Annotated in this window: 11 protein-coding genes; 4 read left to right on the top strand and 7 right to left on the bottom strand. The window is 72.5% G+C overall.

Annotation, left to right across the window (positions count from 1 at the left end; genetic code table 11):
• From ACRDTB_RS32365 to ACRDTB_RS32390, 6 genes are all read right to left on the bottom strand, one after another.
• The coding region (locus ACRDTB_RS32365) for an Hsp70 family protein (RefSeq protein ID WP_431436004.1) at positions 1-1,135 on the bottom strand (1,135 nt) is incomplete at its 3' end.
• Positions 1,136-1,161: 26 nt separating this feature from the next.
• Positions 1,162-2,658 (bottom strand): dynamin family protein, encoded by a 1,497-nt coding sequence (locus tag ACRDTB_RS32370; RefSeq protein ID WP_431436005.1) that lies wholly within the window; start codon positions 2,656-2,658, stop codon positions 1,162-1,164.
• Between the two features lie 307 nt (positions 2,659-2,965).
• Positions 2,966-4,804 (bottom strand): dynamin family protein, encoded by a 1,839-nt coding sequence (locus ACRDTB_RS32375; RefSeq protein WP_431436006.1) that lies wholly within the window; start codon positions 4,802-4,804, stop codon positions 2,966-2,968.
• Between the two features lie 85 nt (positions 4,805-4,889).
• Complete coding sequence (locus tag ACRDTB_RS32380; RefSeq protein WP_431436007.1) at positions 4,890-5,777, bottom strand: hypothetical protein; 888 nt, start codon at positions 5,775-5,777, stop codon at positions 4,890-4,892.
• Between the two features lie 216 nt (positions 5,778-5,993).
• The gene (locus ACRDTB_RS32385) at positions 5,994-8,627 is read right to left on the bottom strand and encodes a LuxR C-terminal-related transcriptional regulator (RefSeq protein ID WP_431436008.1); all 2,634 of its coding nucleotides are present in this window, start codon (positions 8,625-8,627) and stop codon (positions 5,994-5,996) included.
• A gap of 75 nt (positions 8,628-8,702) precedes the next feature.
• Positions 8,703-9,494, bottom strand: coding sequence for a hypothetical protein (locus ACRDTB_RS32390; RefSeq protein WP_431436009.1), 792 nt, complete (start codon positions 9,492-9,494; stop codon positions 8,703-8,705).
• Positions 9,495-9,710: 216 nt separating this feature from the next.
• Between ACRDTB_RS32390 and ACRDTB_RS32395 the strand changes: the two genes are divergently transcribed.
• A complete protein-coding gene (locus ACRDTB_RS32395; protein ID WP_431436010.1) occupies positions 9,711-10,475 on the top strand; it encodes a metal-dependent hydrolase in 765 nt (254 codons plus the stop codon).
• Between the two features lie 75 nt (positions 10,476-10,550).
• On the opposite strand, the gene ACRDTB_RS32400 is transcribed toward ACRDTB_RS32395, so the two are convergent.
• The gene (locus ACRDTB_RS32400; RefSeq protein WP_431436011.1) at positions 10,551-12,695 is read right to left on the bottom strand and encodes an MFS transporter; all 2,145 of its coding nucleotides are present in this window, start codon (positions 12,693-12,695) and stop codon (positions 10,551-10,553) included.
• 1,021 nt (positions 12,696-13,716) lie between these two features.
• Here ACRDTB_RS32400 and ACRDTB_RS32405 point away from each other — a divergent pair.
• From ACRDTB_RS32405 to ACRDTB_RS32415, 3 genes are all read left to right on the top strand, one after another.
• Positions 13,717-14,424, top strand: a complete 708-nt coding sequence (locus ACRDTB_RS32405) for a hypothetical protein (protein ID WP_431436012.1) — start codon at positions 13,717-13,719, stop codon at positions 14,422-14,424.
• A gap of 86 nt (positions 14,425-14,510) precedes the next feature.
• The gene (locus ACRDTB_RS32410) at positions 14,511-14,786 is read left to right on the top strand and encodes a hypothetical protein (RefSeq protein ID WP_431436013.1); all 276 of its coding nucleotides are present in this window, start codon (positions 14,511-14,513) and stop codon (positions 14,784-14,786) included.
• A gap of 359 nt (positions 14,787-15,145) precedes the next feature.
• Positions 15,146-15,265 (top strand): hypothetical protein, encoded by a 120-nt coding sequence (locus ACRDTB_RS32415; protein WP_431436015.1) that lies wholly within the window; start codon positions 15,146-15,148, stop codon positions 15,263-15,265.
• The last annotated feature ends 278 nt before the right edge of the window (positions 15,266-15,543 follow it).

Raw genomic sequence — 15,543 nt, forward strand, 5'->3', positions numbered from 1 at the left:
CGCCAGGACCACCCGGCGCGCCGGGACCGGCGGCGACGGTGGGCACGCCCGGTGCCACCCCACCCCCCAAACCGCCGACCGCACCGCCGGCCAGCCACGCCGCCCCCAACGCCACCGCGTGCTTGGGGTGCGTGTCCACCGCCACCGGTCGGCCCAGTTCGGCCGATACCAGCTGGCCCACGATCGGCATCCGGGACGAGCCGCCGACGAGCAGAACCGAGTGCAGCTCCGCCGCCGACAGACCCGCCGTGCGCACCGCCCGCTGCAGCGCCTCGATGGACCCGTGCAGCGACGGCCGGACCATCGACTCCAGCTCGCCACGGGTCAGCCGGACCTCGGTGGTCACCGACGGCAGCAGCACCGGGATCGCCGTGTCCGTGTCGGCCGACAGCGCCTCCTTCGCGGCCACGCACTCCTCCCGCAGCCGCGCCACCGCCGCGATCGCCGCCGGGTCGTCCTCGTCGAGGTCGTCCAGCTTGTTCCCCAGGGAGACCCGGACGTGGTTGAACACGGCCGCGTCGAAGTCGATGCCGCCCAGGCGCTCGATGCCCTCCGGCTCGCCCAGGATCGCGAACCCGGTGGCGTTGCGCCGGAGCACGGCCGCGTCGAACGTGCCGCCGCCCAGGTCGTACACGGCGACGACCGCGCCGACGCCGAGACGCTGCTCCTGCGCGTAGTTCACCGCCGCGGCCTCCGGCTCGGTGGCGAGGGTGACGGATGGCAGGTCCGCCATCCGCACCGCCTGCCGCAGCAGGTCGATCTTGTACGGACCCCAGTTCGCCGGGTGCGACACGCACACCGACGACGGCGGCTCTCCCTCTCGGGTGACCACTTCGGACACCACGGCCCGCAGCAGGTGGGACATCAGCGACTCCGCGGAGTGCGGCGTGCCGCCCAGCATGATCGGCGTCGTGTCGCCCAGGCGCCGCTTGAACTCGCGCGCGACCCGGTTCGGCTCGGTCAGGCCGCGCCGGTTGGCGGCCTCGCCGGTCAGGAACGTCTCGTCCTCGCGGAGCAGCACCACCGAGGGGATCGCGGCGCCGCGGCCACCGAGCGACATGATCTGCGCGCGACCGTCGCGCCAGATCGCCGCCGCGGTGAACGTCGTGCCGAGGTCGATACCGAGTGCGTACATGGCGGGCTCCGAGAGTCTGGGACGGGTCAGTGAGGGGACAGATCGGCCAATATGCCTTCGCACGAGCGGACGGCCACCCGGGCGGCGACCGCGAGCTCGTAGCTGGTGAACGGGTTCTCCGCGCGACGCTGCCAGCGGGTCAGGGCGTCGGTCGCCGCGGCGGCGAGGTCGGGGCCGGGGGCGTCGGGCGGCAGCCGCAGCCGCTGGTGGGTCGCGCCGCCCGCACCGCCGATCACCCGCTCCAGCTCGGCGACGACCTCCTCCTTGCCGGCCACCCACCCCGACCGCAGCCCGGACAGCACACGCAGCTCGTTGAACGGGTGCGCGGACGCCACGACCGCCTCTACCTCCGCGGCCAGCGAGTCCGACCCCGGCAGCGGCAGCTCCCGGACCACCTCGCCCACCGCGAGCAGCGCCGAGCGGCACTTCAGCACGTCGCGCCGCTCGAAGAACAGTGACGACAGCAGGTCCTGCAACTGGTTGAGCCCGCTGCGCTCGGCCAGCTCCCGGGCCAGGTCCGTGGCGGTGCCGGCGACCTTGCGGCGCAGCATCGTGCTCGCCAGCCGCACGCCGAAGAGCCCGAACCGGTCGAGCAACGACGTCCGCTCCGGCTCGGTGAGGCCCAGCTCCGGCCGGGTGGACACGAACCGGTCCGCCGAGAGCAGCAGCTCCTCCGCGTCCCGCACCTCGAGGTCCGCGATCGTGCGCAGCCGGCCGACCTCCTCCTCGGTGAGCGTCACCGAAGTCTCCGCGAGCAACCCGGCCACCGGGATCACCGACTGCACGAGCCGCCGAACGCTCGGGTCCTCGCCGAGCCGGGTCGCGACGCGCCGGGCCGACGCCATCGAGTCCAGCCGGCCGACCGCGATCTCGTCCGCTCGCGACAGCACGCCGATCGCGTTCACCGGGCTGGGCCGGGACACCTCCGAGTCGTGGAACGCGCGCAGGAACTCGACGTCACCCGCGTGCAGGTGGCGCATGAGGTAGACGACCGCGTCGGCCGGCGTCTCCTCCTCGTCGGGCACCAGCAGATCCCACGTCCGCCGCGACGCCGACTCCGTCAGCGAGCCGATACCCGGCGTGTCGACCAGCGTCACCGCGCGCAGCGCCTGGGCCGGCCAGGTCACGACGAGCTCCTCGACGTCGGCGGCCGCGAGCCCGCCCAGGTCGATGTCGAGCTGCCCGTTCTCCCGGGCGAACCGCAGCTGCCGCGGCGGCGCCTGGGCCAGGTGGGCCCGCACCTGGTAGGTGTGCCCGTCCTCGTACCAGGTGACGATGCGGGTGCACTCGCCCGCGTCGGTCGGCGCCAGCCGCTCCCCGACGAGCGCGTTGAGCAAAGTGGACTTGCCGGCCTTGACCCGCCCGGCGACCGCCACCCGCAGCGGCTGGTCGAGCCGGTCGCGCAGGGCGGCCAGCCGGCCGGCGTGCGGCGTGCCCCGGTAGACGTCGAGCCCGTGGGTGAGCACCGCCCGGGTACGGTCCACAAGGGTCTGTTTCACCGGCTCGCTCGCGACGGCGCTCACGACGCCCCCTCGCAGGCTCGGTGCCGCCGCTCGCGGTCGCCCTGTGTTCGATGGTTCGCTCCGCAAACCCCGCGAACAAACGCCCCCTCGCAGGCTCGGCGCCGCCGCTCGCGGTCGCCCTGTGTTCGATGGTTCGCCCCGCAAGCTCCGCGAACAAACGCCCCCTCACAGGCTCGGCGCCGCCCCTCACGGTCACCCCAAGCTCGATAGCTCGCCCCGCAAACCCCGCGAACAAACGCCCCCTCACAGACACAGCGCCGCCCCTCACGGTCACCCCAAGCTCGATAGCTCGCCCCGCAAACCCCGCTCACTTGGCCACCCCCGAAGCCATCCCGGACGCGAGCCCTTCCGCAAGCTCGCGGAGCTGGCGCAGCCGGCCCAGCTCGGCGTCGACGTCCTTGAGCCGCGTCTCCCGCTCGGCCTGGGTCTTCTTGGCGGCCTCGGACGCCGCGGTCAGCGCCTTGGCGTTGGACTTGTTCAGCTCCTCGGCGAGCGCGGTGTAGTGGTCGCGCAGCTCGCGCTGCACCCGGCGCAGCGTGTCCTTGGAGTCCTTGCCGGCGACGAACGTGATCTTGTCGCAGTACTTGCGCGTCTCGTTCTTGGCTTCGGTGCGCCGTTTCTGGATCTGCCGTTTCTTCTCCTCGCGCAGCCCGCGATGCCCGAGCACCAGCCCGATGCCGATGCCGATCGGCCCGAGCATGATGCCCACCATGCTGCCGAGGAGAGTGAACATCATCGCGCCGCCGTAGGCGCTCTTGAGCGCGACCATCGCCTGCTTGCCCGCACGCATCTTCTTCAGGTCGAGATCGTCGCCGATCGGGCCGGCGTCGGCGAGGCGCGTCGGGTCGTGCACGTCGAACTGCCGGTACAGGCCGCCCGACGCCTCGCGGAAGTGCTCGCCCACCCGCTCGCTCAGGTCGGTGGCGCGGGCGAGCAGGAACTCGTAGTTGGTCAGCAGCTCGGCCGCCGTCCGCGACTGGAGCCACGGGCCGATCTCCGCCCACGTGTCGGCCGGGTCACCGGCCTCGATGGCCGCGTCGGCCTCCTTGGTGACCTCGCGGATCCGGGAGCGCAGGTCGAAGTCGAGGTCGGAGCTGAGGTCGCCGATCCCGTCGCTCAGCGTCTGGTTCCACTTCGCCGCGGCCGTCTTCAGCGCCTCCACCCGCGACTTGACCTCGGTCAACTCGTCGACCACGCGCTGGGCCTCGGCGGGGTCGGCGAGCGCGGCGCGCTCGGCGGCGAACGACGTCTCGAGGTGGTCGCACAGGGCCACGACCTCGGCTGCGGCCTCGGTGGCGAGCCGCTTCTCGGCGGTCCCGCCGACCTGGTCGCGCACGAGCTGGATCAGCGCGGGAAAGCCGGACTCGCCGTTGAGGTCGGTGTCGCTGTTCTTCACCGCGCGGGCCCGCAGCGCGGACGACACCGGGATCAGCGGGATGTCCACTCCGGCCGCGGCGAGGTGCCCGGCGTCGAGGTCGCGGATGCGCCGCCATGCCGGGTAGAAGTCTGTCTTGGTGAACACGCAGGCCACGGTCGGGCACATCGACCGGGCGCGGTGCAGGAACTCCATCTCGCTGCGGGTCAGCTCCTGCGCGGCACTGGTCACGAACAGGACGGCGTCGGCGAGGGAGATCGCCGCGAGGCTCGCCGTGGAGTGCGCGGAGCCGAGCCCGCCGATGCCGGGTGTGTCGACGAGGACCAGGCCGGTGGCGAGGATCGAGCGCGGGATGCGGATCTCGACGCCGGTCACCCGCGCCGGGTCGACGTCCCCGTTGGCCGGCTCCTCGACGACGTGCCGGCGCACGTCGGTCAGGTCGATCCCCTCGCGGGGCGCGTCGTCCCGCAGCACTTCCGCGGCCGCGGTCTCGCCGTGCCGCACGAAAGTCGGGATCGCGGTCGCGGCGTCGTCGTCCACCGGGCAGACGGGCGCGCCCACGAGCGCGTTGACGAGCGAGCTCTTGCCCTGCTTGAACTCACCGGCGACGACGACGTTGATCACCGGGTCGGCGAGCCGTCGCTTGGCCTCGGTCAGCCGGACGCCGAGGTCCGGCCGGTCGAACGCCTCGCAGGCACGCAGCCCCAGGTCCACCAGATCCGTCGCGCGGACTGCCGGTCCGGCGGCCGGGGCGGTGGCCGACTTGGTCATGATCGCTCCTGTGTGGACGGTGCGCCAGGAAGGACGCCTTACGGACGCTGAGCGACCGCAAGGCGTCCTTCCTGGCGCGGCTCTACTACTGCGCGGCGAGCGTGTCGTCGCCGCTGACCGCCGTGTCGTTGTCCTCGACCACCACGATGTCGTTGTCCTCGTTCACCGTGTTGTCGTTGTCCTGGATGGCGGTGACGGTGTCGTGGCTGTCGGTCACCTCGGTGATGACGTTGGTGTCGTTGTCCTCGACGTCGATGTTGGTGCCGCTGGCGTCGCCGCCGCCGGACGCGATGGCCGAACCTTCCTCCAACGTGTTGCCGGAGACGTTCGAGACGTCGCCGCCGCCGAAGTTGAACACCGTGCCGTCGGCGCTGCCCTGCACCTGCGCGGTTTGGTTGTCGTCGCCCACGACCGCGTTCTCCACGTCGCCGCCGGCGTTGATGCCGGTGTTGACGCCCGTGTTCACACCCGAGGCGTCGTCGCCGGCCAGGACCGCGCCGTCACCGGTGTTGGCCTGACCGAGGTTGTCGCCGTCGATGATCTGGCTGCCGTCACCGGAGGCGTTGTTGACGTCCACGTCGCCGAACACGTTGCCCTCGATGTCAACGCTGTTGTCCACGCTGTTGTCGATCAGGTTCGTGATGTAGTCGTCGCCCTCGTAGGTCTGGTAGGTGACGTAGTTGAGGTGCTGGATGACCTGCTCGACGCTCTGCGTGTGGCCGGCGGCCGACCCCGGACCCCCGCCACCGCTGTAGCCGCTCTGCACCGCGGATCTGACCTCCTGCGGCACCGAGGGATCGGCGCACGCCGCCCCTACGGCGGCCTGCATGTCCACTGCGGACAGATCATGGTCGGTCACGCCCTGTGCGGCGAGCATCCCGTGCTGGTCCCCGGCGTACTGGACGGCGAAGTTCCGGTCGGTGAGCAGGTTGCGGATGAACTCCTGGATGACCTCGGTGACGTTGATGGGCATGCTTCCTCCTCGATCGGGCTGCGGCCCGGGCCTTCGTCGGGCGTGACACCAGATTGCGAGGGAAGATCGCGTCCGGGCATCGGGGAGACCCCCATGACGTTGGGGGGCCGCTAGGGGATAGATCGGAGGCTAGCCCTCGGACGTGTCGGTACAGCCACGGAAAACTCGGCGAAACCCCTGTCCGGACACCGGATGGAGCGCCCGGCGCTCGGCTGGTCACCCAGGGTCAGAGACGATCTCCCGGAGCACCGCGAGCAGCTCGGCCCGCGACCCCGCGCCGAGCTTCGAGCGGATGCGGGCGACGTGGTGCTCGACGGTCTTCGGTGCGATGTAGAGCTGCGCGCCAATCTCCCGGTGGGTGCTCCCGGCGAGCACGAGCTTGGCGACCGCGAGCTCCCGTTCGGAGAGGGTGCCGGCCCGGCCGACCTTGGCCGCGGGCCGCGGCTCGGCGGCCGTCGAGTCCGGTTCGGACAGTTCACGGGCGCGCTCCAGCAGCCGGCGGGCGACGAGCGGGTCGGCGGTGTGGATGGCGGCCTGTCCGGTGAGCCGGGACGCCTCCCAGGGCAGCTGCGCGGCGGCGAGCCGGTCGGTCACCGCGAGCACGGTGTCCGCCGGGACCGCCGTGCCGGCAAGCAGTTCCGCCCACAGCGCGGCGGCCTCGCACTGGGCGTCACCCCGCGGTCCGGCGCCCGGTTCGAAACGGCGCACCTGTGCCGTGACCTCCGCCACGTCCCCGGCGGCGACGCCCACCTGGACACGCAGCCAGGCGAGGGCCGCCACCCACGCGGGCGGTCGGCCGAGCCGGTCGACGGTTCGCTCCAGCAGTCCGAGCACGGGCTCGACACGACGGCGCTGCTGCAACCGCGCGGCGGCGACGAGCAGCTCCTCGGCCGCCTCCAACTGCCACAGGTCCACGACCCGGCGCGCGAGCACCGGTTCGACGCCGCCCCACACCGCACGCAGCCCCGCGATGTCCCCACGCCGTCGCGCGACCCCGGCGGCGATGGCCGCGCGCAGCATGCGGTCACGGCCCGGCAACTCCCGCTCGGGCCGGGCAAGCTCGACGAGAGCGGCGTCGTAGCGGCCCGCCCGCATCCGCGCCCAGGCGAGCAGGAGCCGGTGCCGCTGCGCGGCCACGGGCCCGCCGAAGCCGGCCGCGCGCTCCAGCAGGTGCTCGGCGGCGGCGAGGTCCCCAGCGGCGACGGCGACGATCGCGCCGATGGCGTGCGGGGTGTCGGGCAGGACCGCGGCCGGGGTGGCGCGCTCGGCGGCCTCGGCGGCCTCGATGAGCAACGGCACGGCGACGTCCGGATCCTCGGCGGCGGCCAGCGCGGCCTCGGCGAAGCGGTCGCCCGTGGACACGGCCCGCGCCTGCCCGAGCCGACCGACGCCGACGAGCACGGGCACCGCCAGGACCGGGTCCGCGGCGAGGAGCGTGTCGGCGGCCCGCTCGGTCCGGCCGTCGTGCGCGGCGGCCGCGCCGGCGAGGCGGGCCAGCCGGGAGTTCTCGGTCTGGAGGTCGACATCGACCGGAAGGCCGAGCAGCGCGCGGGTCTCGGCCCGCCCGGCGGTGGTGTCGGCGGGGTCGGCGCCGGACTCGTCGGCATCGTCGAACCAGGCGAGCGCGGCGGCGGGGTCGGCGAACCGCGTCACCTCACCGGCACGAACGTAGATCGCCGCGACGGCGGGCGTGCGCAGGCGAGCGGCACGCAGCTGGATAGCGGTCGCCACGGGCTCGGCCCCGGCCGCGACGAGCGCTCGGCCGACGCTGTCGTGCAGCCGCCGCCGCTCGGCCGCGGATAGCTCCCCGAGCACGGCCTGCGCCACGGCCGGGATCATCCGCTCACCATCCGGAACGAGCATGCCCTCGTCACGAAGCGTCCGCAGCGCCCCCGGCAACCCCCCACCGGACCCAACCACGGCGCCTGCCGCCGACCCGGCCCCACTCCCAGCCCCGACTCCAGCCCCAGCCGAGGACCCGGCCACGTTCCCGGCCGCGGCGGCCAGCACCTCGTCCCCGAGATCGAGCCGCAGCGCGAGCACCCGCGCGACAGCGGAGACCTCCGGTCCCAGCACGGCGAACCGCCGCTGCACCCGCGCCACGAGTGTCGGCGCCGGCGCTCCCAACACTGCCGCCACCCGCGCCGACCCACCGCCCGAACCCGTACCGCGCCCGGCTACCGACCCAGCGCCGCCACCCCCGACAGCTCCCCCGGCACCCGACCCAACGCCACCACTCCCGGCACCCGACCCAGCGCCGCCACCCCCGACATCTCGCCCGGCACTCGACCCAGCGCCGCCACTCCCGACACTCGACCCGCCACCCGAACGCCCCGCACCTCGCCCGGCACCAGGCCGGGTGCCCGCCCCGCCCGGCACCCCCGACGACACCCCCGACGACACGGCCAACGCATCGGCGAGCGCGGCCGCCACCGCCGCCACCCCGGCCGATGCCTCGTGCACGGCGGCGGCCGTCTCCGGTGACACCGTCCGGCCCGTCGCCGTCGCCACCAGGGTGGCCACCTCGTCGGGGTCGAGCGCGCCCGCGACCTCGACGCCACCGGCGGCGACGGCCTCGTCGAGAGCGGCCAGCTCCGGGCTCGCGATCGTGGGCCGCCGGGAGATGATCATCGGGACCCCGTCGCGCGCGGCGACCGCCAGGGTGGTGAGGGCGCCCGGGCTCAGCCGGTGGGCGTCGTCCACGACGACCAGTGCGCCGTCGGCCCGCGCCCGCGCCAGCCCGGCCTCGAGATCGCCGCCGGCCCACCACACCTTCGTTCCGAAGGCGCCGGCGAGCCGCCGGAGACGGAAGGTCCGCCCGGCGCCGTCGACTCCCACGACCACGCCCACGCGTGCGCCTCCTCCTACCGGTGCCCGAATACTACAAACCGGCCTCGGTGTAGAGGATCGCCCGGACGGTCGTGATCAGAACGCGGGCGCGAGCAGCCCGTCGTCGAGGAGCTTGCTCCGGACCGTGCCCGCGTCGCCGCCGCCGGAGCCGAGTCCGCCGGAGAACGGCTGGTCGGTCCACGCGAACTCGCCCGGGAACTGGAAGCCGGACAGCTCGTCGACACGGCGCGCGGCGTCCTCGCCGGCGTTCACGACGTCGTAGTCGCGCAGGAACGACTCCGAACAGTGATCGTTGCCCAGCGCACCGTCCTCACAGGACCCGGTCGTCGCGTAGGTGCCGTGCTTGTTCTCCGCCGAGTAGATCCGCGCGACCTGCGGCGAGCCGCCCGCGAGCCTCCCCCAGTCGCAAGCGTTGCCGAGCATGGCCTGGTCGACGTGCTCGAACGCGGTGCCCTCGTGCGCGATCGTCTTCAGTGAGAACGCGCCGAACCCGTGCTGGCAGGCGCCGTTCGGGGCGAGCGTCAGCGTGAACGGCTCGACGTCGCCGTTGTGCCCGCCGCCGAACCAGTCGCCGCAGTCCTCGGCGTACAGCACCACGTACGTGATCGCGATCTTGCCCGCGTCGGCCGGGTGCGGCCGGACCCGCGCGACCGCCGTGCCCGGGTTGCCCTCGGCGGCCGGGGCGGTGCAATCCTCGCCGCTGTCGAACCACACGTACGGATAGAAGTTCGCGGCGACCGCGTCCTCGAGCCCGTCGTCGAGCCCGTCACCGTCACCGTCGGCCGCCTGCGCCGTACCGAGCGACAGGGCGACCATGCCCAGCACGACCAGGACCGACGCGAGCACGAGACGCAGGGACCGCTTCACAACGATCAGGGTGCTGCCCGGCCGGACCCGTCACCATCCGCCGGAAGTCGGTTCGTGGAGGGGATTCACCAACTCACGACCGAACAGAGCAGCCACGACTACGTTGCTCGGCGCATCGGAACACGCGCCGGCTCCCACCCACCGCGTGGCGCGCCCGACATTCCCTTGTGGACTCGTAAGATCAACTGGCTGCCGATCTTCAGGAGACCGCGAGAGATGATGGGCCACAGCCACGCGCTGACCGGCTGGTGTGCCGGCCTGGTGGTCGCGCCGCTGGTCGGGCTGCACACGCTGCCCGAGGTACTGCCGTTCGCCACGGCGGCGGCCGGCTACGCGCTGCTGCCCGACCTCGACCACCCCCGGGCGACGGCGTCGAGGTTCCTCGGCCCGCTGACCGGTCTGCTGTCGCGTCTGCTCCGGCTGTGCTCGCGGGGTCTGTACGCGCTGACGAAGGGCCCACGCGACGAGGACTGCACGGGCACGCACCGGCACCTGACGCACACCGTCGCCTTCGCGGTCCTCCTCGGCTGGGCGGCGACGGCGATCTCGGAGCTGGGCGGCGCGTGGGCGGTCGGCGGCATCGTCGCGTTCGGCCTCCTGCTCGCCGCGGACGTGCTGGGCGACTGGCTGCTGGTGGTCTCCGCGACGGCGGCGGGCTTCACCGCGTGGCTGGGCGGCCTGGACGACGCGCTCACGACTTCGACCGGATGGGTGGGAGTCGCGGTGGCGCTCGGCTGCGTCATGCACTGCCTGGGCGACGCGGCCACGAAGTCGGGCTGCCCGTTCCTGTGGCCGATCCCCATCGCCGGCGAGACCTGGTACGAGCTGCGCCCGCCGCGGTGGTTGCGGTTCCGGACCGGTGGTGGGGTCGAGAAGCTGTTGCTGGTGCCGGTTTTCACGGTGGCCGGGGTGTTGCTCCTGCCCGGCGTGTGGGCGCAGTTGGTGGCCTTGCTGACCCGGTTCGTCCCGCCGAGCTCCTAGGCTCGCCCCCGCTGGGTAGGGCTCCCGACCATGGCGTGGCCGGGAGCCCCTGGCGGACGGTTCGCCGTTGAACCGCTACGAGTTCGGTTGGCGCGGGTAGGGGATGTGGATGGTGCGCTCCTGGAGGACATCCGGATCCGGCCGGCGCGGCGCCGGATCCAGCACGAGCGCGAGCTCCAACTGAACAGGCACGTCGGCCCACGGTTCGGCGTGCGCCTCGACCCCCGCGCCGTTTCCCGCCTCGACCCGCGTTTCGCTCACCGACTCACGGGCGCGCGACGACCCGTTGCCCGTCCGTGGCCCGGCCGAGGCGACGACCGATGCCGGCGCCGCGGGGCCTGGTGACTCGCCGGAGCGTGGCTCGGGCACCAGTGCCTCGAGTTCGCGCTCCATGGCGGACGACTCCGGCTCCGCACCCCAGGCGGGGACCTTCGCGGCACCCGAGTCGGCCTTTGGCCCCGCAGACAGCGACTCGGTCATCGGTGGATCGCTGGCCGGCGGCTCGGTAGTGCGTGGTTTCGGGATGAGCGACTCGGTCCTCGAGTCGTCCGCTGGTGGTTCGGGAACCCGCGGCTCGGGGACCCGCGGCTCGGGCACGTGTGGCTCGGGAGCGCGCGGCTCGGGAATCCCTTGCCGTGGCGGCAATGGGCGTCGCGCCGGCGGCGTCGGGCCGTGCGTCGGATACGCCGGCCCACGGCCGGCCACCGAACCGAGGCCGTTCGCCGGGCCAGGACCAGTCACGGGACCGTAGCCGTCGACCGGGCACGTCGGCCCGCCCATCGGACGATGCGTGGCGGCCGGGCCGTAGCCGGGCAGGCCGCGGGGCGGCGTACCCATCGGTGTGTGGTATGCGGGTGGGAGCATCGGTGGCGCGTACCTCGGGTCCGGCACCATCCGGGCCGGCGGCACGGGCACATGCGTCGGCGGCGGCTGAGGCCGCGGTGGCCGCGATGGCAGGGCCCGGCGGGCAGCCGGCGGCAGCGGGGCGGGGATCCGTTGCGCCGGCGCGTACACCGGCGGGCGGCCGCCGGTGTACACCATGATCGGGAGGCCCGCGTGCATGCCGGCGACGATCTGTCCACACAGGACCACCAGCAACCCCAGCAGTGGCCACTCCCACGACTGGGTCGAGCTGTGCAGCAGCCCGCACGCCAGCGCCGTCGCGCCCGCGATCGCGTAGCCGATGCCCTGCACCATCGACGAGAGCGCCGCCGCGGTGTCCCCGTCCGGCGCGGCCCGCATCGAGATCATCGCCAGCGCGAGGCCGACCGCCGGCATCCCCAGCCCCAGCCCGATCGACCACAGCCACGGCGCCCACCCGGGAAACATCAGCAGGCCGATCATCGCCGTCAGGCTCGGCGCCGCCAGCGCGACCGCCAGACCGGACTGGCCTGCCGTCGCACGTGCCCAGCGCGGCACCAGCAACGCGATCGGCACACCCAGCGCCATCGCCACGGTGAACATCCACTCGACACGCGGCGGGTCCACATGGGAGTAGTCGAGCAGGATGCTTGGCAGCCAGCCCATGATGCTGAACGTGAAGCCGGATGCCAGTCCGAAGTGGAGTGTCAGCGACCACGCCGAGCCGGCCGGTGCCAGGCTGCCCGGGCCAGGGTGTTTCTTGGTCCGGACGGTGGGTTCGGTGAACCGCCGGGCCGCGACCCGCCACGCCGCCCACGCCGCCGCGGCGAGCAGCGCCCAGCCGCTCACCCCGAGCTGCCACGAGCCGTGCCCGGCCACCTGCGGCGTGATCAACGCGCCGATCCCGCTGCCGCCGCCCATCGCCGCGACATAGCAACCGGTCAGTAGCGCCCAGGCGCGCGCCGGCGCCGCGTGCGTGATGACCGGGAGCAGCGTGCCGAGCACGGCTATCGCGAGGCACGCGACGACCGTGCCGGCCAACAAGAGCAACGGCCCACCGAGCACGCGCGCCGCGAGCGTCACCGCGAGCAGGGCGAGTGCCAGCGACACCGTGCGCGACGTGCCGAACCGCGAGCGCATCGACCACGCCAGCGCGCCGCCGACGGCGAAGCACCAGACCGGCGCGGCGACGACCGCGGACGCGACCACGGCCGACATTCCCGTACCCGCCTGGATGTCGATGAGCATCGCGCCCACGCTCGTCACCGCGGGGCGCAGGTTCAATGCCAGCAAGGGAACCGCGACCAGGACGCCGAGGGACAGCGCCAGGCGGGCGCCGGCCACGGGTGCCTCGGCCACCGGACGGTGGTCGGCGCGGTGCAGGCCAGTGCCCGAAGGCCGGACCGGAACAAGAACTCGGTAAGGCGGTGAGCTGCGCCCGACGACGTGGTTCGGCCTCATGCCGGCCTCCAGCGGTGGTCGAAAACCTCGCAGATCGACGCAGGCGCGGCCGCCATTTCGGCGCGCCTAGGACGACGACCTGGTCTGCGGTGCTGGAGGGGACGCAGGGGTACGCCGCCGGGGTCCTGCGACGCTCGGCGAGGGCGGTGATGAGGGGTTTCGTGCGGGTAGGAGGGTGCCAGGGAACAACAGGAAAAAGGAGAGTGTGAGTTGGGTGCGGTCTACCTCGAGGTGTTGTAGATATGAGATTACGTCCCGAATGAATACTGGGGAATAGGCGGAAATAACGATTCGGAACCGGCGGGTAACAAGTTGTTGAAGTGCACGTGCAGGTGGGCCGTGCACGGAGAATTCCGGCTACGATCGGTGATAGTCCGCTGGTTTCTCTGCGGCCTTTCGGGTGACAACGAAAGTGGGGTGACGCCAGCGATGTTGCCGTCCGGCGCGATCTTCCACTCCGTCGGTGCGCAGGTGGCGGTGTGGTGTCGACCGGTGATCCTGGCACGTCGCCCGGACCGGGCATCGAACCGATAGCCAATACGCGTAAGAGCATCCACAACGGACCATTCCCGGGATTTGTCGACGTGGATCGTGAATTGCATGCGCCGGCTAACCGTCCATTATGGAACGCGCCGGGCGCGCCGGGCGCGTGCCACGGGTACGGCGAACCGGGATTCTCGGACGGGCTTCGGCGAAACGCCCGACCGCGGGATCCGACACCGGCTCCGATCATGGGTGCGGGAAAGTCACGGGTACATCACGCGAGCCTTTCCGGATCTCCCCAATGGCATCGTGGGTTCGATAGCGCAGACCGTGCCACCGGCCGTCACCATCCTCGCGGTCGGGTGGTGAGGTGGCTCGGGTAGCGTCCCTGCGCGGTGCGGCCCGCCCCGGGGCCGCGGTGAGGGGATATCGCTGAATGTTCGAGCTGGACGAGGACGGCACACAGTGGACCGACGAGGCCCGCGAGTCGTTCCGGACCGCGGCGGCGAACCTGGTCGAGGCGATCCGCCAGCACAGCGCGGCGCTGCTGGAGATGACCGGTACGGACGCCGACGCGGAGGCGATCGCGGAGGCCGGTGAGCAGCTGGAGGACGCCGCGACCGCGTATGCCGACAAGCAGTACGAGTTCACCGGCACCGTGCCGCCGCTCGGGCTGGACGAGGAGGACGACTACTCCTACGACGACCTGTACGACGAGGACGACCTCGACGAAGCCGAGTCAGCGGCCGACCTCGAGGAGACCGAGGCCGAGGACGACCTCGAGGAGGCGGGTGAGCCGTCCGCCAAGCTGACCGTGCTGCACCGGGTGGACTTCGTCGTGACCGACGAGCTCGCCGTGATCCAGGCCGGCAAGGAGGCCTACCACGAGAGTTACGACGACGAGGACGAGCCCGTCGACGTGGCCGGTCTCAGCGAGGCGCTGGTGCAGATCCAGCAGACCGGCGGCATCGAGGCGCTCGCCGACACCCAGGGCCTGGCGTCGGCGGGCGCCACGACGTGGGTCCTGGAGGCGACGGACCTGCTCGACGAGCGGGAGCCCGACGAGTGGCCGGACTCGCCGTTCGCACTCGGCGAGGACACCCCGCACCGGCTGATGCACCGCCTGGACGAGGTCGCCGGCTAGGGAGCGTCCTCAAAGTCGTTGACTGCGATCTGGCTTGATCTTGTGTCGTGGTGCGTAGGCATGAGTTGACCGATGAGCAGTGGGCAGTGGTTGAGCCGTTGTTGCCCGTGTCGGGGGCGAAGGGGCGGCCGCGGAAGACGGTCTACAACCGGTTCTGGCGCTGGGCCCGCAACGGCACCCTGACCACGCTGGTGGCGCGGGTGCGGGTGATCGCCGAGGCGGTCGAGGAACTGGACCGGGAAGTGTCGGTGGACTCCTCGATCACCCGCGCCCACCAGCACGCCGCCGGCGCCTGCCGTCGTCGCGTTCCGGCGCACGCGGGGGGCGAGCGGATCCTGCGACGGGCACACCGAGCCAGATGATCATGCCATCGGCCGCTCCCGGGCGGACCCACCACCAAGATCCATCTCGCCTGCGACTCCCGTGGTCGGCCGTTGTCGGTGGTGCTGACCGGCGGCAACGTCAACGACTGCACCATCTTCACCCAGGTCCTGGCCGGGATACGGATGCCCGACCCGGCCGCGGCCGACCCTGGACCGACCCCGCCACGTGCTCGCGGACAAGGGCTACAGCACCCACGCGATCCGCGAGCATCTCCGCCAGCGCGGTATCGCCGCGACCATTCCCGAGCGCGCCGACCAGTTGGCCCGACCGTCAGCGCCGGGGCCGGTCCGAGGGCCGCCCGCCCGCGTTCGACCCGGTCGCCTACCGCCGCCGCAACGTGGTCGAACGCCGCTTCCAGCGCCTCAAGCAATACCGCGCCATCGCGACTCGCCACGACAAGACCGCCACGTCCTACCAAGGCATGATCGACCTCGCCACCCTGCTCATGTGGCTTTGAGGACGCTCCCTAGCTTGAGTTTTAACTCCTTCGGCGTGGTCGGGGCGTGGTTGACTTCGTCTTGGTTGGTGTGCTGGTCCTGACGATGTGCACGTCGTGGCGTTGGGCGGGTTGGTGGTTGCGGCTTCCGGTCGGTCGTCCTGGGCCAGGTCGGGAGGGTTTCGGTGCACCGGCCGGACAGCCTGCCTGTGCGCGGATGTGCCGAAACCCGCGACGGACCCGGGCTGGGGACAACCGATCGGGCGCGGTGGGTTTCTCCTATGGACGGCGTAGATCGA

Source organism: Actinophytocola sp. (assembly GCF_050699935.1).
Taxonomy (GTDB): Bacteria; Actinomycetota; Actinomycetes; order Mycobacteriales; family Pseudonocardiaceae; genus Actinophytocola.